Raw genomic sequence first — 22,704 nt, 5'->3', positions numbered from 1 at the left:
GAAATCGTCCTTCAGCGAACCAGATAAAGCAGCAGGATACCGGCCAGCATTGATGCCACGCCGGTCAGCCGAAGGCTTTTATCATTTTGCTGGACGATAGAGAAGAGCGCCCGCCGCAGATTGCGGGGGCTGAGAAAGGGCAGGATCCCCTCGAAAATCAGAAGCAGCGCCACTGCGGTGAGAAGATCCTGCATGGTCGGGCGCGTCGATCAGGGCGAGGTCGTTAACGAGTCGAGCTGATCAAAGTACCGGAAGAACTCCGAATCAGGCGACAGCACCAGCATGTCGGTGTCGTCGTTGAAGGTGTTCTCGTAGGCGCGGAGGCTGCGGTAGAAGCGGTAGAACTCCTCGTCGGCCTCATAGGCGTCAGCGTAGATCCGCGTCGCATCGGCGTCCGCGGCACCGCGCACCTCCTCGGCCTCACGCCGCGCCTCGGCGAGGATTTCCTCGCGGCGACGGTCGGCCGCCGAACGGATCCGCTCGGCCTCTTCCTGGCCCTCGGCCCGGAACTGGCGCGCGACCTGTTCACGGGCGGCGACCATGCGGTTGAACACCGACTCGCTCACGCCCTCGGGCAGGTCCACACGCTGCAGCCGGACGTCAAGAACGCTCACGCCCAGTGAATTACCGGCCTGACTGGCCGCGTCGGTCAGCAGATTCATGATCTCGGCCCGGTCCCCGGAGATGACCTCCTGGACCGTGCGCTTGCCGAATTCGGCCCGCAGCCCGTCACGGACGATTTCCGACAGCCGCAGGTTAGCCTCACGCGGGCTGGCCCGCACCGTGATGTAGTACTGCTCGACGTCTTCCACCCGCCATTTCACGAACGTATCCACGATCAGGTTCTTCTGCTCGCTGGTCAGAAAGCGCTGCGGGCTTTCGTCCAGCGTCTGGACGCGGGCATCCACCTTGCGGACGTTGTTCACGAACGGAATCTGGAAGTACAGGCCAGGCTCGAAGTCGGTCCGAACGACCTCACCCAGTCGAAACTTCAGTGCCCGCTCGGTTTCCTTGACGGTGAACGTCCCGAAGGTGATTCCAATGACCAGCAGCAGGACTACCGCCGCCACGATTGCACTCAGGCGATTCATTAGCGTGTCTCCCGCATCCGCAGCGAACCGCTCGATGCGCTGCTGCTCTGTGAGCCGCTCGAGCTGCTATTGCTCGAGACGGTGTTGTTCATGGACGAACCGGCGGTGTCGCCTGAATTGCTCGATGAGGCTCCACCCGAGCGCATCATCCGGTCGAGCGGCAGATACATCAGCTGCTGGCTCGACTCATTGTCGATCAGCACCTTGCCGGTGTTACCCAGCACCCGCTCCATGGTGTCGATGTACAGGCGATCACGGGTGACCCGCGGTGCCTGGGCATAGGCCTGCTGCTGCTGGCTGAAGCGGCTCGCGTCACCGCGGGCGTTCTGAACGATCCGGGCCGTGTAACCCTGGGCTTCCTCCGTCAGGCGGGCGGCCTGCCCCTGCGCCCGGGGAATCACCTCGTTGCGGTAGGCCTCGGCCTGATTGATCAGCCGCTCGCGGTCCTCACGCGCCTTGATGGCATCCTCGAAGGCGGGCTGGACCTGCTCCGGCGGCTGCGCATCCTGAATCACCACCTCGACCACGTTGATGCCGGTGTTATAGCCCTCCATGGTCTCGACCACCAGCTCACGGGTCTGCTGGGCCACCTCGGTCCGTCCTTCAGTGATGACGAAGTCCATGTTGCGCTTGCCGACGATCTCGCGCAGGGCGCTCTCGGTCACGCTCTTGAGCGTCGCCTCGGGCTGCACGAAATTGAAGATGAAGTCCGCCGCATCCGAGATGGTGTACTGAACCGCCAGCTGCACGTTCACGATATTCTCGTCTTCGGTGAGCATCAGGGCTTCAGAGAGCACGGGCCGCGTCTGCTGCGCCGCCACAGCCTGATAGCCGATGGTCACCCGCCGGCGCTGCGAGACATCCACGGTCTGCACCGCGCTGATCGGGTACGGCCAATGCCAGTGCGGCCCCGGACCCGCCGTTTCCTGATAGGCCCCGAAACGGGTCACGACGCCGCGGGTTCCCTGATCGACGATGTAGATTCCGGACAGGAGCCAGACACCCACGAGGACGGCCACGATGATGCCGATGCCCTTGGCACTTGGCAGACCGGGGCCACCGCTACCGCGGCCGCCATCACTGCCGCCGGAACCACGGCCCCCGCCGGTCTTTTTACCGAACAGTCCCTCGAGGCGCTGCTTGGCTTTGCGGATTGCCTCGTCGAGGTCGGGCGGTCCCTGATTGCCGCCGCGATTGCCCCCGCCACTGCTCCAGGGATCGCGGTTGTTACCGCCGGGTTCGTTCCAGGCCATGAATGTTCTCCAGTAATGATCGGCCGGCGCTGTGCGTCGCACCAGACCGGGGATTCTAATGAGCCACTGCGCCCGCGGGCAAGTTGGCATCGGTGAGCGGGATGAGTTCCGCCGTCAGGCCCTCATGTCGATGGAGCCGTGCCAGCGCCCGCGCCGGCAGTTCCACCACTAGTTCGATGGCCCCCTGCTCGGTGATGCGCTCATCGAGCACGTCACCGAGCGCATAGAAGCGCGCCCGCAGGCGACCTTCCGCGGGGCTGAGCCGGATCAGGCCGCGGGCCTGCTCGGCGCTGACCCGCTCGGCGATGGCGGCGTGGAAAAGGTCCAGCCCGGCGCCGGTGGCCGCCGACAGCCAGACCGCCACCGGCCGACCGTCATCATCACGATCAATACGTGGCGCCACGCCCCGCGCATCGATCTTGTTGTAGACCCGCAGCTGGGGCACTTCATCGGCGCCCAGCGCCTCGAGCACCGCTTCGACTTCGCGGGCGTTTTCCTCGCGGATGGGATCAGCGGCGTCAATGATGTGCACCAGCAGCTCGGCCTCGACCACCTCCTCGAGCGTGGACCGGAACGCCGCGACGAGCTGCGGCGGCAGATCGCGGATGAACCCCACGGTATCGGCGATGACCGCCGCCTCGCCACCAGGCAGCTCAATGCGCCGGAGGGTGGTATCCAGCGTCGCGAACAACTGATCCGCGGCGTAGACGCCGGACGCGGCGACGCGGTTGAACAGCGTCGACTTGCCGGCGTTGGTATAGCCCACCAGCGAAACCGCGGGCAGATCCTGCTGGCGGCGCGCCTTGCGACCCTGGTCGCGCTGCTGACGAACCCGCGCCAGGCGCTTTTCAAGCTGTCGGATGCGGGTCCCCAGCATCCGCCGGTCGAGCTCGAGCTGCGTCTCACCCGGGCCCCGCAGGCCGATGCCGCCCTTCTGGCGCTCGAGATGCGACCAGCCGCGCACCAGTCGGCTGGCCAGGTGCCGCAACTGGGCGAGCTCGACCTGCAGCTTGCCCTCATGCGAGCGGGCGCGCTGCGCGAAGATGTCCAGGATCAACCCCGTCCGGTCCAGCACCCGGCACTGCAGGGCATGCTCAAGGTTGCGCTCCTGCACCGGTGACAGGTCGTGATTGATCAATACCAGATCGGCGCCATGCGCCTGCATGGCCTCGCGCAGTTCATCAACCTTGCCGCCGCCCAGGTAGGTGCGCGGGTCGGGCCTGCGGCGCCGCCCGGTCTGTCGGGCCACCACAACGGCACCGGCGGAACCGGCCAGGGCCTCGAACTCGCGCAGCGCCTCGTCGGCGTCGACCACGCCGTCGTCCACCTGCACGAGGATGGCGTTCTCACCGCCGCCGGGGCGATCGAACAGCTGCGCCGGGGCGGTCTCCAGCGTGGGCGAGGCTTCACTCCGGGTCGGTTTCGGGATCTCGCTCCTCCTGCAGAAGCTCGCGGACGTTGCGCGATGGCACGATCGTGGAAATGGCGTGTTTGTAGACCAGCTGACTGATCGAGTTGCGAAGCAGGATCACGAACTGGTCGAACGAGTCAACCTGGCCCTGGAGCTTGATGCCATTGACCAGATAGATCGACACCGGGACCTTTTCCTTGCGAAGCGCGTTGAGGAAGGGTTCCTGCAGTGATTGTCCTTTCGACATGGTGCCGTGACTCCTTGCTTGTCCGCGGCGATTATTATTGTCCGTTTCGATCCCTACGCTACCACGCGATTGATGAGATCACTAAGCCTGTCACAGGGCCTGTGCGCCAGCGGATCGAGCCATTCCAGACGATCCTCACGCCGCAGCCAGGTCACCTGGCGCCGGGCGAACTGACGCGTCGCCACCGTGCCCCGAAACGCCAGGTCATCACGGGGGATGCGCCCGTCGAGATACTCGACGATCTGGCGATACCCCACCGCCCGCATGGCAGGCAGATCGGCGTGGATATCGGGACGCGCCCAGAGCCCGGCCACTTCGCCGATCACCCCTTCGGCCAGCATCGCGTGAAAGCGCTGCTCGATGCGCGTATGCAGCATCGAACGTGATGCGGGCATTACACCCACTTTGACGACAGGACCGGGCAACGGTTCCGGTGCCGCCGTTGATTGCAGGTGACTCAATGACTGACCGGTCAGCTCGTAGACCTCGAGCGCCCGCTGGATGCGCTGTGCGTCATTGCGATGCAGCCGCTGCGCGGTGCTCGGATCGACGCCCGCCAGCCGTGCGTGCAGGGCCGCCCAGCCCCGCACCCGGGCCTCCGCCTCGAGACGGGCCCGCACCCCGGCGTCCGCCGCCGGCAGGCGCGATAGCCCGTGCAGCAGCGAACGGAAATAGAGCATGGTCCCCCCCACGAGCACCGGCAGACGCCCGGCCTGCCGCGCCGCCGCGATATGCGCCCGGGCATCGGCGACGAACTCGGCCGCGGAATACGCCTCGGCCGGGTCGCGGATGTCGATCAGGGCATGCGGGGCCCGTGCCTGGACCGTCGGTGAGGGCTTGGCGGTGCCAATGTCCATGCCTCGATAGACCATCGCCGAATCGACACTGATCAGATCCACGCCACCACGCGCATGCAGGGCGAGGGCCAGATCGGTCTTGCCGGCCGCCGTCGGCCCCATCAGACAGACCACCGGGAGCGTATCCGCTGCCATGGGGACTAGCGGCCGCGCAGAAAAAGCCGATCAAGGTCCGCCATGCCCAGGGACACCCAGGTGGGACGGCCATGATTGCACTGATCGATGTTGGGGGTGCGCTCCATTTCGCGCAGCAGATTCTCCTGCTCGGCCGGCGTCAACCGCCGGTTGGCGCGCACCGATCCGTGACAGCCCATGGTCGCCAGCAGATGCTGCTGGCGGGCCTCGATCGCGACCGCTCCCCGATCAACGCGCAGATCCGCCAGCACATCGCGCAGCAGCGCCTCACCATCCGCCCGCGCCAGCAGCGCTGGCAGACCGCGGAGGCGGAGCTGCTCGGGACCGACCCGGTCCACATCCAGGCCCACCGCCTCGAGCAGCGGCTGACTGTCCTCCACCAGGTCGGCCTCGGCCGGCGTCACATTGACCGCCACTGGCATCAGCAGCGGCTGGCGCGCCACACCCTCGTCCCGGTACTGGCGCTTGAGGCGCTCGTAGACGATGCGCTCATGGGCCGCATGCATGTCCACAAGGACCAGACCGCTGGCCGATTCGGCAAGCACATAGACACCATGAATCTGCGCCACCGCATGCCCGAGCCGCGGCACCGGGTCGGTGGACGCCGGCGCTTCGGGCGCGGGCGTGCCAGCGTCGAGGGTATCGCCGTAGACCGCTCGGGCCTCGGCCACGGGCAGTGCCAGGACACCGGTCTGCGGCGCCGCGGCCGCGGGTGGCGGACCGGGCGACGCTCCACCGGACTCGGACGGCGCGGTCGCGGCACTCGCACCGCCCTGGGCGAGGGCGCGTTCCACCTGGCGGTGGAGGAAATCGAAGATCAGCCGGCTGTCGCGGAACCGCACCTCATGCTTGGTCGGATGGACATTGACATCGACCCGGGCGGGATCCATCTGCAGGTGCAGCAGATACGCCGGATAGCGATCCTTGAACAGGACATCGCTGTAGGCCCGCCGCAGGGCCTGCATGACCAGTCGGTCGCGGATCATGCGCCCGTTGAGGTAGACATACTGCAGATCCGGCTGACCCCGTGAGGCCGTTGGCAGGCCGAGCCAGCCCTGTAGGCGCAGCCCCGCGGCCTCGGCATCGATGCGCAGCGCTGCATCGACGAAGCTGCCGCCCATCAGTTCGCCCACACGGCGCTCGGCCGCCTCAGGCCCCAGCGCCGGCAGATCCAGCAGCCGCCGGCCGTTGTGCGTCAGCGCTAACCCCACCTCGGGGCGCCCCAGCGCGATCCGACGGACCAGCTCCTGGATGTGGCGCAGCTCCGTGCGCTCGGTGCGCAGAAACTTGCGCCGGGCCGGGACGGCATGAAAAAGGTCCCGCACCGTCACCGTGGTGCCCGGCGGATGCGGCGCCGGTGCGGGCGTATCCGAATGATTCGGGGTCAGGCAGTAGCCATGCGCCTCGGTGGCCGCCCGCGAGGTGATCTCCAGCTCCGCCACCGAGGCGATGCTGGGCAGTGCCTCACCGCGAAAGCCGAGGGTGGCGATATGCTCGAGGTCATCCAGCGCACCGATCTTGCTGGTGGCGTGGGACTCCACCGCGAGGGGCAGATCGGCCGCGGTCATGCCGCGGCCGTCGTCGCGGACGCGGATCAGGGTCAGCCCGCCGCCCTCGAGATCGACCTGAATGCTCTGCGCCCCGGCATCGAGGGCATTCTCGAGCAGTTCCTTGAGCACCGAGGCCGGTCGCTCGATGATCTCGCCGGCGGCGATCTGATTGACAAGCTCGGCGGCGAGACGCTGGATCGCCATGCCGCTCAGGGGATCCGCAGCGTATGACCGGCGACGATGGTGCTGCCCGCCAGCTCGTTGGCGCGGCGCAGCTCGCTCACACTCACCGCATGGCGCTGGGCGATGTCGGATAGCGTGTCGCCCGGCCGCACCCGATATTCCTCGTCGCCGCCCGACAGCGCCAGCGCCGGACGCGTCTGCTCAACATAGGCGCGGACCCCCTCGGTCAGGCCGGCGGCCAGCTGATGCTGATAGCTCGACGACTTCAACCGGCGCTCCTCCTCGGGATTGGAGATGAACGCCAGCTCCACCAGCACGGAAGGCATATCGAGCGACTTCAGCACCGCGAAGCCCGCCTGCTCGACACCGGTGCCGTGAACATCGCCCAGCGTATCGAGCTTATTGAACAGCACATCGGCCACATCCAGGCTTTCTTCAACCGTGTGCGCGCGGGACAGATCCACCAGCACCGAGGCCACCTGTTCGTCCTTGTCGGCCAGCGACACGCCGCCGATGCGATCAGCGCGGTTTTCGCGCCGGGCGAGCATGCGCGCCATTTCACTGGTCGCGCCGTTGCGCGAGAGCACGAACACCGACGAGCCGCGCACCCGCCGGTCGTGGAAGGCATCGGCATGCAGCGAGACAAACAGATCCGCCCCCGCCGCCTGCGCCTTGCGGGTCCGCTCGCGCAGGCCGATGTAGTAGTCACCGTCGCGGATCAATACCGACTCGAGCCCCTGGATGGCGTCGATCCGGTCGGCAAGCTTGCGCGCCACCGAAAGGACAATGCCTTTCTCGTAGGTGCCGGCGGCCCCGATCGCGCCCGGGTCCTTGCCGCCATGCCCGGCATCAATGGCGACCACGAAGGGCTCAGCGGCCTGGTCCGGGGCCCGGCGGACGGCCGTGTTGGGCTGCGGATCGCTGAGGTCCACCACCAGCCGATGCCCGCCGGTGTCGTTGGGCGTCATCGCAAACGACTCCGCGGCGACGGCCCGGTTCAGATCAAGGACGATGCGCACGCCCTGATCGCGGCGGCCGCTGCGAACCCGCCGGATCGGCCCCTCGTCGCGGATGCCCTCGATCTGGTCGGCGCTGATGCGCCCGCCGTGCAGGTCAATGACGGCTCGGTGCGGATCGGTCAGCGTAAAAAGGCGGTGATCCGGTGCCCGACTCAGGTCAAAGACCACCCGCGTATGACTGGGCCCGTCCCAGGTGCGGACGTCCTCGACCAGCGTCGCGCCCAGCGCGGCGCCGGCCAGCGGCAGCATCGCCAGGGCGATGGCGATCGAAATGATCCAGACAGGTAAGCGCATGATGCCTGAGAGTACGCCACAGGCCGATGACGATTTCAAGAAATGCCTGCATTCATAACAGGATAGCGCCATGTCCTATTGCATCGCCTGAATCAGCTGCATCGCCGTCGGCCAGTCGCGGGAGTGACTCTCGACGGTGACGTCCCGACCCGGGCCCGCGGCGGCCAGTGACACACTCAGACCGGGCGGGGGCAGCACGCCGGCGCCCCGCGCCGGCCACTCCACCAGCAGCAGACCCGCGTCCACCCAATCACGCAGGCCGATGAACTCGAGCTCCTCGGCATCCGCCAGCCGGTAGAGATCGAGGTGGAAGATCGGTGGATCGATCAGGGCATAGGGCTCGACCAGGGTGTAGGTGGGACTGCGTACCGCCCCGGCATGACCCGCCGCCCGCAGCCAACCCCGCACCAGCGTGGTCTTGCCGGCGCCAAGGTCGCCGATCAGGTGCACACAACCGCTGGCCGGCTGATGGCGGTGCAGGGCCGCCCCCAGGGCCTCGGTGGCCGCCTCGTCGACAAGGTGCCCCCGGGCGCGGGTCATGGGTTGATGACGCCACGCAATTGCGCGAGCACGTCACCGGCCAACAGCCCCCGCTCGCCGCCATCGGCCGCCCGGTCAGCGGCCCGGGCATGCGCCTGCACGCCCAGGCAGGCGGCCTCGAAGGGCGGCCAGCCCTGGGCCCGCAGACCCGCGATCACGCCGGTCAGCACATCGCCCATGCCCCCGCTGGCCATCCCCGGATTGCCCTCGCCCGCCACGCGCCGGCGGTGCCGGTCGGCAATCAGCGTGCCGGCGCCCTTGAGCACCACCACACCGCCATAGCGCTCGACCAGTGCGTCCGCCGCTGCCCAGCGATCGTCGAGCACCGCCTGGATGTCGACGCCCAGCAACCGCGCCGCCTCGCCGGGATGCGGCGTCAGTATCCAGTCCTCGCGGTGACGGGGCTGTCCCGCCAGCAGATTGAGGGCATCGGCGTCGACCACCAGCGCCCCGGCGTGTTGCATGCCGCGGTCAAAGGCGCATCGCCCCCATTCCGCCTGGCCCAGGCCGGGGCCGAGGGCAACGGTGTCAGACCCGGCGATGACGGCCTCGGCGAACCCGGCGGCGGCCATGCCCGCGACCATCAGCTCCGGCCGTGCCGCGAGCACGGCGCCGACATGGGCCGACCGCGTCAGCACCGACACGCGCCCTGCCCCGCTGCGCGCGGCGGCTTCGCCGGCCATGCGTACCGCACCGCCCATGCCATGATCGCCACCCAGCACCCGCACATGGCCGAACGCCCCCTTGTGGGCCGTCCGCGGCCGCCGTCCCAGGGCGTCTGCCAGCGCCGCGGCCGGCAAACGCCAGGCGGCCGGCGTCATCCCCGCATGGACCGCATCCGGGACGCCCAGATCGTCGAACATGATCTCACCGACATGGTCGGCGGCATCGCCGGTGAAAAGGCCCTGCTTGAGCCCGATGAATGTCGCCGTGACCGCCGCCCGCACCGCCGTTCCCAGCACCCGGCCGCTCGCCGCATGCAGCCCCGACGGCACATCCACACTCAGCACCGGACACTCCGCTGCATTGACGGCATCGATCAACGCCGCCAGGCGGCCGGTCACCGGCCGGTCGAGACCCGTGCCCAGCAGGGCATCGACCACCCCATCCGCCGCCGCCAGCGCCTGCTGCGGGTCGTCAATCGGCGTGAGAATCGCCAGCGCCGCCTCCGCGGCCCGCCGGGCATCGCCCTCCAGCCGGGATGGATCGGTCAGCGCCCACAGATCAACCGACCAGCCGGCCTCGGCCGCCCGCCGGGCGATCACATAGCCGTCGCCGCCGTTGTTGCCGCCGCCACACAGCACCAGCAGACGGCCCGGTTGCGGCCAGCGCTGTTGCAGCGCCTGCCAGGCCGAGCGGCCGGCGCGCGCCATCAGCACGCGACCGGGAATGCCTTCGTGCTCGATGGCACGACGGTCGAGCTCGCGGACCTGTGCCGGGGTGTAGAGGGCATAGGGCAGTGTTTGCATGACAGGGATTATAACGTGCTCACACCCGCCTCGTCCGAGGCGTTAAACTGCGTGGATGGCGCAGCCGCTTGACAGCTCCCGACTCCTGCCGACGATCCGCCAATGGGCGAGCGAACTCGGCTTCGACGACGTGGGCGTGGCGCGACCGGCGCTTGCTGAAGACGAGCGCCATCTGCTGCGCTGGCTGCAGGATGGCCGCCACGGCACCATGACCTGGATGGCCCGCCACGGCGTCAAGCGGGCCCGCCCCGAACGGCTTGTGCCGGGCACGGTGCGCATCCTGAGCGTGCGCATGGATTACCGACCGCCGGATCTCGAGGCCGACGACGCGCTCCTTGCCGACAATCGCCGGGCGTTCATCGCCCGCTATGCGCTGGGCCGGGATTACCACAAGCTCATGCGCAAGCGCCTGCAGGCACTGGCCAACCGGATCGATACCGCGGTGGGGGGATTCGGCTATCGGGTATTCGTCGACAGCGCCCCCGTGCTGGAGAAGGCCCTGGCGCGCAACGCCGGGCTGGGCTGGATCGGCAAGAACACGCTGGTCCTCAACCGCCACGCCGGGTCGTACTTTTTTCTCGGCGAGATATTCACGGATCTGCCCCTGCCCGAGAGCGAACCGGTGGATGATCTGTGCGGCAGTTGCCGGGCCTGCATCGATGTCTGCCCCACCGGCGCCATCACCGGCCCGCAGCAGCTCGACGCCCGGCGCTGTATTTCGTACCTGACCATTGAGCATGAGGGCAGCATCCCCGAAGACCTGCGCCCTGCCATCGGCAATCGCGTGTTCGGCTGCGACGACTGCCAGGCGGTCTGCCCCTGGAATCGTTACGCCCAGCCAACGGATGAGGCGGATTTCCATCCCCGCCACGGGCTGGAGGATGCCTCGCTGGTGGCGCTGTTTCGCTGGGACGAGGCGACATTCCTGAAGCGCACCGAGGGCTCGGCCATCCGCCGACTGGGTCACGAGCGCTGGCTGCGCAACCTCGCGGTGGCGCTTGGCAACGGGCCCGCAGACGCCGACGCCATCGAGGCGCTGCGCGAGCGCCTCGAACATCCCTCGGCCATGGTGCGCGAGCACGTCACCTGGGCGCTGGAGCGGCTCAGTCGTCCCGGCGCCGCTGCAGCGGCTCACCCGTAGTCGGGTCGATATCGGTCTCGATCACCATGCCCTGGCCATCGATCATCATGACCTCGTAAGCCCCGTCATCGATCTCGATCTCATAGGGGGTATAACCCTGGGATTCGAGCTGCTCGGCCACCTCGAGGAGGCTCATCCAGCCATCACGCGGCATGTCGTCGTCCCGATCATGGCGATCATCGCCATCGGCCATGGCAATGCCGGCACTGACGAGCACGGCAACGGCGAGACCACCTGCGAGGCCCGGGATCATTCGATTGCGATTCATCATTGATACTCCTTACGAATTTTGCGAGTGCAGCCCCTTGCTGCGGGACCCAATCTGCCACCCGGCGACTGACCGCAGCCTGACGGGGGCTGTCAGGGATCTGTCAGGCGGCGGCGCGCTACACTGGCGGCATGAGAAATGCGATACCGGCCCTGCTCGTGGTCGCGCTGCTCGCCGCCACTGCGGTCTATGCCGATGACGACCACACACGCGCCCGCAAAGCGCTTGAGCGCGGCGAAGTGCTGCCGCTGACCGCCATCCTGGCGCGCGTCCGCGAGCAGTACCCAGGCAATGTCCTCGAGACGGAGTTTGAGATGGAGGACGACGGGTATCGCTACGAACTGGAGCTACTCGACGAGGATGGCTATCTGCTGGAGATCGAGCTGGATGCCGCCACCGGGGAGATCCTCGAAGTCGAGCGCGAGGACGACTGATGCGCGTACTGGTGGTCGAAGACGATCCGCTCATCCGCACTGATCTCGGCGACGCCCTGACCGCCGCCGGCTTTCTCGCCGAATCCTGCGGCGATGGGAACGAGGCGCTATTCCTCGGCGATACGGAAGGCTATGACCTGATCGTGCTTGATCTCGGCCTGCCATCACTGGATGGCCTCAGCATCCTGCGCCAGTGGCGCGACAACGGCCGTGGCATGCCCGTGCTCGTACTGACCGCGCGCGGCACCTGGAGCGAGCGGGTGGCGGGTATCGAGGCCGGCGCCGATGACTATCTGCCCAAACCCTTCCACATGGAGGAGCTTGTGGCCCGGGCGCGCGCCCTGGTGCGTCGGGCCGCCGGCCATGGCAGCGCGATCCAGACGCTCGGCGACCTGCGCCTCGACACCAATCAGATGCGCGTCACACAACGGGGCACGCCAGTGAGTCTGACCGCCCTCGAATACCGGCTGGTGGCCTACCTTTTCCACCACCGGAATCGAACCGTCCCTGTGACAGAGTTGCTCGAACATCTCTATGGCGATGATGAATCCCGCGACGCCAATGCCATCGAGGCGGTCATCACCCGCCTCCGTCGGAAGATGGGCGCGGGGGTCATCGGCAACCGTCGCGGCTTTGGCTACTACCTGCGCGGGAGCGCCGGGTGACCCGCGGCTCGCTGCGCCTGCGCCTGGCGCTGGCGGGTGCGGTTGCCATCTGCCTCAGCCTTGCACTCGCCGGATGGGGTCTGACCCTGCTGTTCGCCGCCCATGTCGAGCGGCGCGCTGTCGGCGAGCTGGAAACCCACCTGAACCAGGTGCTTGGCGCACTGGAGCAGACCCCAAACGGCGCGCTGACCCTCAGCAGCCAACCCGCCGACCCACGCTTTCGGCAGCCCTATGGTGGGCTTTACTGGCAGCTCGATTCCGCCGAGGGGACGCTCCGCTCGCGGTCACTCTGGGACTGGCAGCTCACACTCCCCGCCATCTCGCCCACGGACGGACTCGCGGTATTACGCGACCTGCGGGCACCCGACGGCCGACGCCTCCTTGGCGTGGAGCGCAGCGTCGTGCTCTCTCCCTCACTGGGTGGTGACATCGTGACCCTCCTGCTGGCGATGGACCGGAAGGCGCTGAGCGCGGCGACCCGCGACTTTGCCGGGGATCTGCTGCCCTATCTCGCGCTGCTTGCACTCGCACTGATCGCCGCCGGCTGGCTGCAGCTTCGCATCGGCCTGCGCCCGCTCGGCGAGCTTGGCCGGCGCCTCTCGGCGATCCGCACAGGCGATGCCGAGCGCCTGGGCGAGGATTTCCCGAACGAGGTGAGCCCGCTCGCCTCGGATTTCGACGCACTGCTCGCCGCCCGTGAGGCGGAAATGCAGGCCGCCCGGCAGCGGGCCGGTGATCTCGCCCACGGACTGAAAACGCCGCTCCAGGCGTTGCTCGGAGAAAGCCAGCGGCTACGCCAGGCAGGTCAGAAACACACCGCCGGGAGCATCGAGCAGATCGTCGGCCGGATGCATGAGCATGTCGATCGCGAGCTCACGCGCACCCGGGTCGCGGCCCGCGCCGGCCGCGCCAGCAGCGATGTCCCCGCGGTCATTGCCTCGGTGGCCGATGTCATTATGCGCACGCCGGCGGGTGCCCGCCTGGACTGGGACACATCGGCGACGACCGCCACGCCGATGCCGGTGGCACTGGATCCGGCGGATCTTGCCGAAGCGCTGGGCGCACTGCTGGAGAACGCCGCCCGCCATGCGAGCCGACGTGTGGTGGTCCGCACCCGGATCAGGGATACCCGGTCGATCGAGGTCAGCGTGCGGGATGATGGTCCCGGCCTGCCCGAGTCGGCCCTCACCGAGCTACTCGATCGAGGGGCGCGGCTTGACGAGCGCAGCGGGGACACGGGCCTCGGCCTCGCCATCTGCCGCGAGATCGTCGAAGGCGCGGGAGGCCGTATCAGGCTGGAGAATGCCCACCCGGGGCTGCGCGCACGCCTGACCCTGCCGACGGCGCGCCAGGCCCAGCGCCTAACCTAACCCCGCCAGTCGCGGTAGCGGGCGATGAGCCCCGCGGTGGAGCCATCCACCCCCTCAGCGGCCTGACCGCCGGCGATCAGGGGCTTGAGCTCGTCGGCCAGCACCTTCCCCAGCTCAACACCGAACTGATCGAACGCGTTGATCCCCCAGACGGCCGCCTCGACGAAGGTACGATGCTCATAGAGCGCGATGAGCGCGCCGAGGGTGGCCGGCGTCAGTGCCTTGAGCAGGATGGTGTTGCTCGGCCGGTTGCCGGGGCACCGCCGCGCCGGGGGCATGTCGGCGTCGCCGCGGCCCTGCATCAGCGCCTGGCTCTGCGCGAACAGGTTCGCGGTGAGGGCAAGGGGATCACCCCGCTCGCCGGCCACCGGACGGGCCACACCCACAAAATCCACCGGCACGACGTCGGTCCCCTGATGCAGCGCCTGGAAGAAAGCATGCTGCCCCGGGGTCCCGGTCTGCCCCCAGATGGCCCCCGCCGTGGGGATACTGACCGGATGGCCCGCGCGGTCCACCGACTTGCCGTTGCTCTCCATGACAAGCTGCTGGAGATAGGCGGACAATCGACCGAGGCGCTCGGTATAGGGCACCACCGCCTGGCTGCGCCGACCCAGCAGCGTGCCATTGAATATCGAAACCAGGCCGAGCAGCACCGGCATGTTCGACTCAAGCGGCGCTTCAGCGAAATGCCGGTCCATGGCATGCGCCCCGGCCAACAGCTCGTCAAACGCCGTGGGACCAATCGCCAGCATGATCGCAAAGCCCACCGCCGACCACAGCGAGTAACGCCCGCCGACCCAGTCCCACATGGGCAGCGCCAGCTCGGGATCCAGACCCAGTTCGCGCACCCGATCCAGGTTGGCCGTGATCGCCAGGACCTGGCGCTCAAGGACCGTGTCAGACGGCACGCTGCGCCGCAGCCAGGCCATCGCCTCGTGGGCGTTGGCCATGGTCTCGACGGTGCCGAAACTCTTCGAGACCACCAGCACCAGGGTGCGCTCGGGATCACACTGGCCCATGGCCTGCTGCCACTCGACGCCATCGACGTTGGCGACGAAATGCACCGTCGGGCCATCCGCCAGCGGCGCCAGCGCCTCCAGCACCAGCCGCGGCCCCAGATCCGAGCCGCCGATGCCGATATTGATGACATGCTCGATGGGCTGGCCCGTTGCCCCGGTCCGGCGGCCGTCACGGATGGCCGCCGCCAGTTCGGCCATGCGCGAGCGCGTAGTGGCCACCTCGCGGGTGATCGCCGGCGCCGCCCAGCCAGTCCCGACGTCCGGGACCCGCAGCGCGGTATGCAACACCGCCCGTCCCTCGCTCTCGTTGATCGGCTCGCCGGCGAGCATGGCGTCGCGCTGGCCGGCCACATCCCGCGCCCGCGCAACCTCGAGCAGACGCTCACGGGTCTGCCGGTCGATCGGCTGCTTGCTGTAGTCAAGCAGGATGCCGGCGGCGGTCAGCGAAAAATGCTCGAATCGCCCGGCATCCGCGGCAAAAAGGCCATTGATGGACTGCTCGGCAAGCCGGTCGCGCGATGCCCACAGGGCCTGCCAGGCATCGATCGCCTCCAGTGTCTGCATCCTTTGCCCCCTTATCCGGAAGACGGGCGAGTCACCCGCACATTGTCGATCAACCGCGCACGACCGAGGTAAGCCGCCACTGGAATCACCCACTCGCGATCGTGCGGCCCGGCCGGCGCCAGGTCTTCCGCCCGCCGGATCTCGAGATAATCCACCGTCAGGCCCGCCTCATGAATCCGTGCGCGGCCGTCGGCCAGGAGTCGCTCGAAGTCGGTCTCGCCGGCCTGCAGCCGGTCAGCCAGGGCGCAGAGGGTGCGGTAGAGCACCGGCGCCCGCTGCCGCTCGGCGGGTTGCAGATAGGCATTGCGGCTGCTCATCGCGAGGCCGTCCGACTCACGCGCCACCGCACCGCCGACGATCTCCACCGGCAGGCTGAGGTCATCCACCAGCCGGCAGATGACCCGATACTGCTGATAATCCTTGAGGCCGAACACGGCCAGATCGGGCTGGACGATGTTGAGCAGTTTCGTCACCACCGTGGCCACGCCAGTGAAGTGCCCCGGCCGCGATGCCCCGCAGAGGATGTCGTTGAGCTCCGGGACCTCCACCCGCGTGCGAAGGCCCGGCCCGTCCGGGTAGATCGTCCCGACGTCGGGCGCGAACAGCCAGTCGGTCTCGTGCGCCCGCAGCGCCTCACAGTCCGCCGTCCAGGTCCGCGGATAGCTCTGGTAATCCTCACCGGGCGCGAACTGCGTCGGGTTGACGAAAATGCTCGCCACCACCCGATCGCTGCGCCGGCGCGCTTCATCGATCAGGGCCAGATGGCCGCCATGGAGATTGCCCATGGTGGGCACAAAACCGATTCGCTCGCCGTTGCGGCGCCACTCCGCCACCTGCGCGCGCAAAGCGGCCGCATCGGATCCGATCTGCATGGGCTACTCGAACGTGTGCTGGAGCTGGGGAAACTGCCGCGTCCGCACCGCCTCGACATAGGCCTCGAGCGCCGTCTGGATGCGGCCGGTATCGGCCAGAAAATCGTGACTGAAGCGCGGCGGCTGCCCGGGGGTGATCCCCAGCATGTCCTGGAGCACCAGGATCTGGCCGTCGCAATCGGCGCCGGCGCCAATGCCGATCAGCGGTCGGTGGGTCTGCTCACGCACCCGGGCCGCCACCGCCGCCGACAGGCATTCAACCAGCAGCACATCCGCGCCGGCGGCTTCCAGCGCCCGCGCATCGTCAAGCACCTGCTGCGCGCCGGCCTCGTCGCGGCCCTGCACCCGGTAACCCCCGAGCTGACCGACCCGCTGCGGTCGCAGGCCGAAATGGGCGCAGACCGGCACACCCGCCCGGGACAGCGCCTCGACCACCGGCGCCTGGGCGGCATGCGCCTCGACCTTGACCATGTCCGCGCCCCCTTCTTTCATCAGCCGGGCGGCGCTTCCGAGGGCGGCGCGATCATCGGTGTCGCTGAGAAACGGCAGGTCCACCATCAGATAGGCGCGCTCGAGCCCCCGGGCCACGCAGCGCGTGTGATACACCATGTCGGCCAGGGTGACCGGCACGGTGCTGGCGTGGCCCTGCATGACCATTCCCAGCGAATCGCCCACCAGGACCACATCGACGCCGGCGGCGTCCACCTGGCGGGCAAAGCTGTAGTCATAGGCCGTGAGGGCGACGATGGGCGCCTGCTCGGCTTTCATCCGACGCAGGGTTGCAAGCGTGACGGTCCGGCTCATGCTGTCAGTCCTCCTCCACCGTCAGTTCGGCGCCATCCAGCGCGGCGGCCAGCTCGCTCACCCGGCCCAGCCCCGGAATCCGCCAGTCCGGCGCGATCTCCGCCCAGGGCACCAGTACGAACGCGCGCTGCGCAATCCCCGGGTGCGGCACCGTCAGCGCCGGGGCACTGATCTGGCGGTCATCATAGACCAACAGATCCAGGTCGAGCGGCCGCGGCCCCCAGCGCCGCCCCGAGCGGTCCCGCCCGGCGGCCGCCTCCAGCGCCTGCAGCCGGGTCAGCAGCGCCTGCGGATCGAGCCCGGTCTCCAGCGCTGCCACCGCATTGACGTAATCGGGTTGATCGGCGGGCCCCATGGGGGGGTTGCGGTGACGCCGTGACGCCGCCACACAGCGCGTCCCGGCAATGCCGTCGAGGGCCTCAATGGCGGCCCGCACCTGCGCCCCGGGACCATCGAGGTTGCTGCCGATACCGACAAACGCCCGGCTCATCCGTCCCCCGCGTCCGGCGCAGGACCCCGCCGGCGGCCACCGCGCCGACGCCGGCGGGCCGGTGTGGGTGGCGGCGCGTCTTCGCTGCTTTCGGTATAACGCTGCCAGGCATCCGCCAGCTCCGGGTCCACCAGCCCCGCATCACGGCGCAGCAGCAGAAAGTCGTAGGCCGCCCGATAGCGCGGGTGCGAGAACAGTCGACGGGCCTTTTTATCGGATGCCGAGTGAAAGCGTGGCTGCAGGGCCCAGATTTCGCGCATCGGCAGGGCAAACCGCTTGGGGATGGCCACCTGCCGAAGCTGTCGCTCCAGCGCCTCGGTGACCGACTGCTCGAACAGCTCCGGGTCGATGCCCGGCTCGAGCCGAGCGGCCGGCAGCTGCCCGAGGATGGCCGGCCACAGCAGCGCGGCAAACAGGAACGCGGGCGTCACCGGGCGGTCATTGTTGACGCGCGCGTCGGTGCTCTCCAGCGCCCGGGCCACAAAGGTGATGAGCTGGCCGTGATCGTCATCATCCAGGGCGGTATCGCTGGCCGGGAACAGATACCGGAACAGGCCGTGGTGGCGCAGCGCCTCGAAGGTTTCCACCCCCTGGCCGGCCATGAACAGCTTGAGCACTTCGTCGAACAGCCGCGCCGGCGGAATGTCGTCGAGCAGATCGGCCATGCGCGGGATCGGCGCGGCGGTGGCCGAATCGATGGTAAAGCCCAGCTTGGCGGCGAACCGCACCGCGCGCAGCATGCGTACCGGATCTTCACGATAACGCACCGCCGGATCGCCGATCAGTCGCAGGCGGCCGGCCTGCAGATCGGCCATACCGCCGGCGTAGTCCACCACCGAAAAGTCAGCGATATTGTAGTAAAGGGCATTGATGGTGAAGTCGCGCCGCAGGGCGTCCTCTTCAATGGTCCCGTAGACGTTGTCGCGGAGGACGAGGCCGTCTTCGACCACATGGTCCTTGTCCCCCGAGTCGGCGTCCGGGGTCATCGCCCGGAAGGTCGCCACCTCGATGATCTCGGGCCCCCAGTGCACGTGGGCCAGACGAAACCGTCGGCCGATCAGTCGGCAGTTGCGGAACAGCGCCTTCACCTCGTCAGGCGTGGCGTCAGTGGCCACATCAAAGTCCTTGGGCTCGCGGCCCAGCGACAGATCGCGCACGCCGCCGCCCACCAGGTAGGCGCCATAACCGGCATTCTTAAGCCGATAGAGCACGCTCAGCGCCTTGTCACTGATCTGTGCCCGCGAGATCACATGCTGATCGCGGGTGATGATGGTGGGGTCGACCCCCTGGGCTTGCGTGACGGTCACGGTCTGAACTCAGCCTCTTGTGCGTGAACAACGAGGCCGTATAATAACAGGCTGTGCTGAGGACGCCGATCACGGCCACAGCATGGGCTTGAAACGACATTGCTCCCATCGTCTAGCGGTAAGGACGCCGCCCTCTCAAGGCGGAAACCGGGGTTCAAATCCCCGTGGGAGCACCATTCAATCAACCACTTAAAGCCCCGCCGCCAGAATCTGTTTACAAGAACTCAAGATTCGCAGTTAATCGATAACCGCGATTGCGGACAGCCCCGAGGACCTCGCCGCGCAGGCCGACCGCACGGAGCTTGCCGCGAAGCCGGGTAATGCGGACTTCGAGGGTATTCTGGGCATCCTGGTCCAGATCCATGCCGAGCAGTTCCATGACCTCCCAGCGCTCGAGTCCATCGGTGCCGGCCAGGCTGAGCTGGTACAGGAGACGGCATTCGGCTTCGGACAGGCGAATCTCCTCACTGCCCCGCCTGAGCGCTCGCCAGGATTGATGGACAATAGCGGTATCAGGACGATCCGGTGAGTGCAGTGTCCGTTTTTCGAGTCGTTTCACGGCAGCCAGCAGAAGGTCGGGGTCGATTGGTTTGGTCAGATAGACGTCTGCGCCGATTTCATAGCCTCGAGTGATGTCCTCAGTACGCTCACGCGCGGAGGTCACGATGATCCCGACGTTGGGCGCTGTCTGGCGGATTCGCGCGATGAGCTCATAGCCACTGACGGTCGGCAGGTTGAGATCGATCAAGTAGAAATCCGGGGTCTCAGTGAGTTCGGCGAGTTCCTCGGCTGCGGCCACCCCCACAACCTGATACCCCTGACCGCGCAGGAAGCGGGCGGTCAGTTCCTGCAGTTCGATATTATCTTCAACCAGTGCGATGACGGTCATGATCTTCCTCGGGTTGCCTGCGATTCTCGCTTGCCGGTGACGGCAGGGTAAGGATGACGGAAACGCACCCGTCCCCTGCGACCAGCTCGACATCAATACCCATCCGCTCGCTGAGCTGTCGGACGATATAAAGGCCGAGCCCCGTGCCGGATTGCCCGCTTGCACGCTCCGCCCGGTAGTACTTTTCAAACGCCCTGCTCGAATCCGGTTCCGTTCCGCGTTCAACGCGATTGGAGAGCCGCAGGGTCACCACCTCGGCACTCTGCTCGATGGACACCATGACGGGATGGGGCGGTAGTCCGTACTTACCAGCATTGCTGATGAGGTTTGAGAGCACGACGCGGAGCAGCTCAGGATCCGCCTGAACGATCGTGGGCTGACCCTCGCGCTCCAGGTGTACGCCGCGCTCCTCACCGAGCGCATCGACAAGCGCACCCAACTCAAGCGGTTGCGGGCGTACCTGCAACCGCCCCCGCTCGAGTTCTTCGACCCGGTCGGCCTGACGCAGCGCATGATCGATTGCCTGCGTGGCGCGTCCCACGGTTGCGCCATCGAGGGCGTCCATGTGGTGGGCGAGACGCAGCGTTGCCAAGGGAGTGCGCACCTCGTGGGAGAGCATCTCGAGGAGCTCCCCCATTTCCTTTCGCCGCAGGCTCTGTTCTTTTGAGCGGGCCTGCAGCAGCCGGGAACGTTCCGCAAGCGTATTCCGCTGCCGGATGATCACCTGCTGGCGGCGAAAGAGGATCCAGGCGATGTAGGCGCCGGGCAGAACGGCGTAGTTGATGAAAGAGAACTCCAGGAGTCGGGCAAACCAGGCACTCTCGATGAGCGTGCCGGCGAACAGCAACGCGAGGGGGAATGCCTGGAGCAGGAAATAGATCGCCAGCGTGCCGCGGTTAATGACATAGACCGCTCTGCCCGACGGCCGACAAAAGGGAGTAAGCACCAGCGCAAGCACCAACGTCGCCAGTGCTGAGGCGTTATTGATCTGCAGCGCCAGCGGGACAGCACCAAGGCCAAAGGCTAACAGTTTCGAGAGCGCACTCACTGCGATCACACCAGCAAAAAGCCGTGTCGCCCAGCGCCCGCCAATCTCGCGCAGCAGCATCAAATCAAAGACCTGTGCCACCGTGATATATGTAAGCGCGGTGGCGTTGTGTGCGAGGTCCTGCGTAAGGATAGCCCCTTCGCCGAAGAATGGCCGCGTGAGTCCGGTGTGAATGAGCAGGGTCAGCAGATAGAGCGACAGCCGGGCGATGAACGCCGCCACCAGCGGTGTGGGCGAGGCAATCATTGCCGTCGCTGCCCAGAGCAGATAGAACAGCGTGGCTGCGATCGCGATGCTGATCAGCAGATAGAATGCTGTCCCTTCGCCCTGTAACGCGGTCTGTGATCGCACTTTCAGGTGAGGCTGCATGAGATTGTGTGAGTTGAAGCGGATCAGCAGGCCTTCGGCGATGTCCGCGTCCGTCAGGGCCAATGCGTAGGTGCTCGGGACGATCCCTCCGGCCGTTGGTTGCCGGTCGCCGGCGATGAGCCGGGGCGTCGGCGTCGCTGTATCGCGATAGATCGTGATGTGGTCGAGATGGACTGGCCGGATAAGCAGCCAGGGGTTATCGGGCATTGCACCGGGCGCTGCAAACCCGAGCCTCATCCAGACAGATCCCTCGACAAATCCGAGTGTCTGTCCAATCTGGTACGGCTGCCAATCCGCCCGTTCGCCGGGTATCGCTGGCGCTTTGGTGATGAGGTATTCGGTCGGGTCGATGGCTGGATCATCCGCCAGGGCCGCCACCGGCATCAGCATGATCGCGAGCACAACCATGACCCCGATAACGCCGTCATCGAGGCGACGGAATGGCGCGATCACCCCCGCGCTAACGTCGTTGCTTCGGCTTTCGGCTGTCATGCCGTTTCACGCTATCCGCCCTCCCGTCGCCCCGGCCATGCCCGAAGGGGCCCATTCCCTACCTACACGGCATCCCAGCCTACATCCTCTGCCACAGTAAGGGGTTGTAAGGTTCTCTGTTGATGGTGCTCTAACGTCACTTCTGAGTTCAGTTATTACCGGATGACGGTTATGACTGAAAAGTCGTGATAGAGAGGAGTCAATCATGAAACGCAACGCAATTAGCCCGCAGCGCACCATCGTAGCCGGAGGCGTCGCCGCACTCATGCTGGTTTCATCAAATGTTTTGGCGAATAACGCTGATACGACGACGAACTTAGAAGTGACGTTATCGCCAGTAATGACTATTACGTGCACACCGCTCAAGTTCGGAGAACTGTTCCTGCCGACCGGAAGCCGAACCGGCGGCAGCACTGTAATTAGTTTTGCCCCTGCAGATGGTGGCCTCAATACAGGCGGCACACAGGATGAGGTGACTTTTGGCGAGGGGTCACAGCCGGGAACGTGCACCGTCTCTGATGGCCCGGACAGCACTGGGCTCGACATAACCTTTCAGAAATCTGATGGATCGAACTTGGCCACTGACGGCACCGAAGCGGTTAATCTTGGGAGCGAAGGTGATGCTTCAGTCACGACTCCAGGGTCGCTGACTATAGCGCCAAAGGTAACATCGACGGTTGTCACCACAGATGCGAACGGGGGTGGATCTTTTAATATAGGTGGGGAGATCTCTATTCCAGACAGTCTTGCTGAGCAGAACTACGGCGAGCATTCGGCCACTATCACGGTGATAGTCACTGACAATACTTGACGGGCAATCTACCGATATACGTCTGTTGAAGAATCGTTATGGTAGGCGCTGAGCGAGGGCAAGAGATGTAGGTGGTTCACATCGGTTTGTGGATGGCGTGTACCGCATGTAT

At 66.8% G+C, this 22,704-nt stretch carries 23 protein-coding genes and 1 tRNA gene; 6 read left to right on the top strand and 18 right to left on the bottom strand.

The window, feature by feature from the left end; all coding sequences use genetic code 11:
• Positions 1-11: 11 nt before the first annotated feature.
• The 10 genes from BA899_RS02570 to BA899_RS02525 all read right to left on the bottom strand — a co-directional run bounded on the left by BA899_RS02570 (position 12) and on the right by BA899_RS02525 (position 10,049).
• On the bottom strand, positions 12-194 hold the full coding sequence (locus BA899_RS02570; RefSeq protein WP_110883161.1) for a DUF2065 domain-containing protein: 183 nt from the start codon (positions 192-194) through the stop codon (positions 12-14).
• A 15-nt stretch (positions 195-209) separates the two neighbouring features.
• Complete coding sequence (hflC, locus tag BA899_RS02565; RefSeq protein WP_148121759.1) at positions 210-1,091, bottom strand: protease modulator HflC; 882 nt, start codon at positions 1,089-1,091, stop codon at positions 210-212.
• Entirely contained in the window at positions 1,091-2,344 is a 1,254-nt protein-coding gene (gene hflK, locus BA899_RS02560; RefSeq protein ID WP_159299634.1) for an FtsH protease activity modulator HflK, read from the bottom strand. Before hflK ends, hflC begins: the two co-directional genes overlap by 1 nt.
• 55 nt (positions 2,345-2,399) lie before the next feature.
• A complete protein-coding gene (gene hflX / locus BA899_RS02555) occupies positions 2,400-3,716 on the bottom strand; it encodes a ribosome rescue GTPase HflX (protein ID WP_159299750.1) in 1,317 nt (438 codons plus the stop codon).
• 34 nt (positions 3,717-3,750) lie between these two features.
• Entirely contained in the window at positions 3,751-4,002 is a 252-nt protein-coding gene (gene hfq / locus BA899_RS02550; protein WP_110883165.1) for an RNA chaperone Hfq, read from the bottom strand.
• A gap of 53 nt (positions 4,003-4,055) precedes the next feature.
• Positions 4,056-4,994, bottom strand: a complete 939-nt coding sequence (gene miaA / locus BA899_RS02545; RefSeq protein ID WP_159299633.1) for a tRNA (adenosine(37)-N6)-dimethylallyltransferase MiaA — start codon at positions 4,992-4,994, stop codon at positions 4,056-4,058.
• A gap of 5 nt (positions 4,995-4,999) precedes the next feature.
• On the bottom strand, positions 5,000-6,748 hold the full coding sequence (gene mutL / locus BA899_RS02540; protein ID WP_159299632.1) for a DNA mismatch repair endonuclease MutL: 1,749 nt from the start codon (positions 6,746-6,748) through the stop codon (positions 5,000-5,002).
• A 5-nt stretch (positions 6,749-6,753) separates the two neighbouring features.
• Positions 6,754-8,040, bottom strand: a complete 1,287-nt coding sequence (locus BA899_RS02535) for an N-acetylmuramoyl-L-alanine amidase (RefSeq protein WP_235013282.1) — start codon at positions 8,038-8,040, stop codon at positions 6,754-6,756.
• A 75-nt stretch (positions 8,041-8,115) separates the two neighbouring features.
• Positions 8,116-8,580, bottom strand: coding sequence for a tRNA (adenosine(37)-N6)-threonylcarbamoyltransferase complex ATPase subunit type 1 TsaE (tsaE, locus tag BA899_RS02530; RefSeq protein WP_159299631.1), 465 nt, complete (start codon positions 8,578-8,580; stop codon positions 8,116-8,118).
• Positions 8,577-10,049 carry an NAD(P)H-hydrate dehydratase gene (locus BA899_RS02525; protein ID WP_159299630.1) on the bottom strand — a complete coding sequence of 491 codons (1,473 nt, stop codon included), beginning with the start codon at positions 10,047-10,049 and terminating at the stop codon, positions 8,577-8,579. The genes tsaE and BA899_RS02525 overlap by 4 nt, the downstream gene beginning before the upstream one ends.
• Before the next feature lie 55 nt (positions 10,050-10,104).
• On the opposite strand from BA899_RS02525, the gene queG reads away from it, so the two are divergent.
• Entirely contained in the window at positions 10,105-11,190 is a 1,086-nt protein-coding gene (gene queG / locus BA899_RS02520; protein ID WP_159299629.1) for a tRNA epoxyqueuosine(34) reductase QueG, read from the top strand.
• On the opposite strand, the gene BA899_RS02515 is transcribed toward queG, so the two are convergent.
• Positions 11,153-11,458: a PepSY domain-containing protein gene (locus BA899_RS02515; protein ID WP_159299628.1), complete on the bottom strand. Its 306-nt coding sequence runs from the start codon at positions 11,456-11,458 to the stop codon at positions 11,153-11,155. The genes queG and BA899_RS02515 overlap by 38 nt on opposite strands.
• A gap of 131 nt (positions 11,459-11,589) precedes the next feature.
• On the opposite strand from BA899_RS02515, the gene BA899_RS02510 reads away from it, so the two are divergent.
• The 3 genes from BA899_RS02510 to BA899_RS02500 are packed head-to-tail and all read left to right on the top strand — an operon-like array spanning position 11,590 to position 13,927.
• Positions 11,590-11,892 carry a PepSY domain-containing protein gene (locus tag BA899_RS02510; protein ID WP_144347746.1) on the top strand — a complete coding sequence of 101 codons (303 nt, stop codon included), beginning with the start codon at positions 11,590-11,592 and terminating at the stop codon, positions 11,890-11,892.
• Positions 11,892-12,557: a response regulator transcription factor gene (locus BA899_RS02505; protein WP_159299627.1), complete on the top strand. Its 666-nt coding sequence runs from the start codon at positions 11,892-11,894 to the stop codon at positions 12,555-12,557. Before BA899_RS02510 ends, BA899_RS02505 begins: the two co-directional genes overlap by 1 nt.
• Complete coding sequence (locus BA899_RS02500) at positions 12,554-13,927, top strand: HAMP domain-containing sensor histidine kinase (RefSeq protein WP_159299626.1); 1,374 nt, start codon at positions 12,554-12,556, stop codon at positions 13,925-13,927. Before BA899_RS02505 ends, BA899_RS02500 begins: the two co-directional genes overlap by 4 nt.
• Here BA899_RS02500 and pgi read toward each other — a convergent pair.
• Genes pgi through pcnB form a run of 5 tightly spaced genes read right to left on the bottom strand, consistent with a single transcriptional unit; the run spans position 13,924 to position 18,983 of the window.
• Positions 13,924-15,510 (bottom strand): glucose-6-phosphate isomerase, encoded by a 1,587-nt coding sequence (gene pgi / locus BA899_RS02495; RefSeq protein ID WP_159299625.1) that lies wholly within the window; start codon positions 15,508-15,510, stop codon positions 13,924-13,926. The genes BA899_RS02500 and pgi overlap by 4 nt on opposite strands.
• Before the next feature lie 11 nt (positions 15,511-15,521).
• On the bottom strand, positions 15,522-16,382 hold the full coding sequence (gene panC / locus BA899_RS02490) for a pantoate--beta-alanine ligase (protein WP_159299624.1): 861 nt from the start codon (positions 16,380-16,382) through the stop codon (positions 15,522-15,524).
• A gap of 3 nt (positions 16,383-16,385) precedes the next feature.
• Positions 16,386-17,186, bottom strand: coding sequence for a 3-methyl-2-oxobutanoate hydroxymethyltransferase (panB, locus tag BA899_RS02485; protein ID WP_159299623.1), 801 nt, complete (start codon positions 17,184-17,186; stop codon positions 16,386-16,388).
• Between the two features lie 4 nt (positions 17,187-17,190).
• On the bottom strand, positions 17,191-17,676 hold the full coding sequence (folK, locus tag BA899_RS02480; RefSeq protein WP_110883178.1) for a 2-amino-4-hydroxy-6-hydroxymethyldihydropteridine diphosphokinase: 486 nt from the start codon (positions 17,674-17,676) through the stop codon (positions 17,191-17,193).
• Complete coding sequence (gene pcnB, locus BA899_RS02475; RefSeq protein ID WP_159299622.1) at positions 17,673-18,983, bottom strand: polynucleotide adenylyltransferase PcnB; 1,311 nt, start codon at positions 18,981-18,983, stop codon at positions 17,673-17,675. Before pcnB ends, folK begins: the two co-directional genes overlap by 4 nt.
• Before the next feature lie 101 nt (positions 18,984-19,084).
• Between pcnB and BA899_RS02470 the strand changes: the two genes are divergently transcribed.
• Positions 19,085-19,159, top strand: a tRNA-Glu gene (locus tag BA899_RS02470).
• Between the two features lie 38 nt (positions 19,160-19,197).
• On the opposite strand, the gene BA899_RS02465 is transcribed toward BA899_RS02470, so the two are convergent.
• Both BA899_RS02465 and BA899_RS02460 read right to left on the bottom strand, forming a co-directional pair.
• Complete coding sequence (locus BA899_RS02465) at positions 19,198-19,872, bottom strand: response regulator transcription factor (RefSeq protein WP_159299621.1); 675 nt, start codon at positions 19,870-19,872, stop codon at positions 19,198-19,200.
• Positions 19,850-21,781 (bottom strand): ATP-binding protein, encoded by a 1,932-nt coding sequence (locus BA899_RS02460; RefSeq protein ID WP_159299620.1) that lies wholly within the window; start codon positions 21,779-21,781, stop codon positions 19,850-19,852. Before BA899_RS02460 ends, BA899_RS02465 begins: the two co-directional genes overlap by 23 nt.
• A gap of 205 nt (positions 21,782-21,986) precedes the next feature.
• Here BA899_RS02460 and BA899_RS02455 point away from each other — a divergent pair, with 205 nt between their 5' ends.
• Positions 21,987-22,592 (top strand): hypothetical protein, encoded by a 606-nt coding sequence (locus BA899_RS02455; protein WP_159299619.1) that lies wholly within the window; start codon positions 21,987-21,989, stop codon positions 22,590-22,592.
• Positions 22,593-22,704 lie beyond the last annotated feature (112 nt).

The sequence above is a fragment of the Spiribacter sp. SSL99 genome, from assembly GCF_009805925.1.
Lineage (GTDB): Bacteria > Pseudomonadota > Gammaproteobacteria > Nitrococcales > Nitrococcaceae > Spiribacter > Spiribacter roseus.
The sequence above is the reverse complement of the archived record's forward strand: the minus strand, read 5'-3'. Positions and strand labels throughout refer to the sequence as shown.

Bases quoted from the DNA above. Each gene is read 5' to 3' on its own strand.
- BA899_RS02570 (WP_110883161.1), bottom strand. From the start codon at position 194: ATGCAGGATCTTCTCACCGCAGTGGCGCTGCTTCTGATTTTCGAGGGG.
- BA899_RS02465 (WP_159299621.1), bottom strand. From the start codon at position 19,872: ATGACCGTCATCGCACTGGTTGAAGATAATATCGAACTGCAGGAACTG.
- hflK (WP_159299634.1), bottom strand. From the start codon at position 2,344: ATGGCCTGGAACGAACCCGGCGGTAACAACCGCGATCCCTGGAGCAGT.
- BA899_RS02510 (WP_144347746.1), top strand. From the start codon at position 11,590: ATGAGAAATGCGATACCGGCCCTGCTCGTGGTCGCGCTGCTCGCCGCC.
- mutL (WP_159299632.1), bottom strand. From the start codon at position 6,748: ATGGCGATCCAGCGTCTCGCCGCCGAGCTTGTCAATCAGATCGCCGCC.
- panB (WP_159299623.1), bottom strand. From the start codon at position 17,186: ATGAGCCGGACCGTCACGCTTGCAACCCTGCGTCGGATGAAAGCCGAG.
- BA899_RS02535 (WP_235013282.1), bottom strand. From the start codon at position 8,040: ATGCGCTTACCTGTCTGGATCATTTCGATCGCCATCGCCCTGGCGATG.
- BA899_RS02505 (WP_159299627.1), top strand. From the start codon at position 11,892: ATGCGCGTACTGGTGGTCGAAGACGATCCGCTCATCCGCACTGATCTC.
- BA899_RS02525 (WP_159299630.1), bottom strand. From the start codon at position 10,049: ATGCAAACACTGCCCTATGCCCTCTACACCCCGGCACAGGTCCGCGAG.
- queG (WP_159299629.1), top strand. From the start codon at position 10,105: ATGGCGCAGCCGCTTGACAGCTCCCGACTCCTGCCGACGATCCGCCAA.
- folK (WP_110883178.1), bottom strand. From the start codon at position 17,676: ATGAGCCGGGCGTTTGTCGGTATCGGCAGCAACCTCGATGGTCCCGGG.
- tsaE (WP_159299631.1), bottom strand. From the start codon at position 8,580: ATGACCCGCGCCCGGGGGCACCTTGTCGACGAGGCGGCCACCGAGGCC.
- BA899_RS02515 (WP_159299628.1), bottom strand. From the start codon at position 11,458: ATGAATCGCAATCGAATGATCCCGGGCCTCGCAGGTGGTCTCGCCGTT.
- BA899_RS02460 (WP_159299620.1), bottom strand. From the start codon at position 21,781: ATGACAGCCGAAAGCCGAAGCAACGACGTTAGCGCGGGGGTGATCGCG.
- BA899_RS02455 (WP_159299619.1), top strand. From the start codon at position 21,987: ATGAAACGCAACGCAATTAGCCCGCAGCGCACCATCGTAGCCGGAGGC.
- hfq (WP_110883165.1), bottom strand. From the start codon at position 4,002: ATGTCGAAAGGACAATCACTGCAGGAACCCTTCCTCAACGCGCTTCGC.
- hflC (WP_148121759.1), bottom strand. From the start codon at position 1,091: ATGAATCGCCTGAGTGCAATCGTGGCGGCGGTAGTCCTGCTGCTGGTC.
- panC (WP_159299624.1), bottom strand. From the start codon at position 16,382: ATGCAGATCGGATCCGATGCGGCCGCTTTGCGCGCGCAGGTGGCGGAG.
- miaA (WP_159299633.1), bottom strand. From the start codon at position 4,994: ATGGCAGCGGATACGCTCCCGGTGGTCTGTCTGATGGGGCCGACGGCG.
- pgi (WP_159299625.1), bottom strand. From the start codon at position 15,510: ATGCAGACACTGGAGGCGATCGATGCCTGGCAGGCCCTGTGGGCATCG.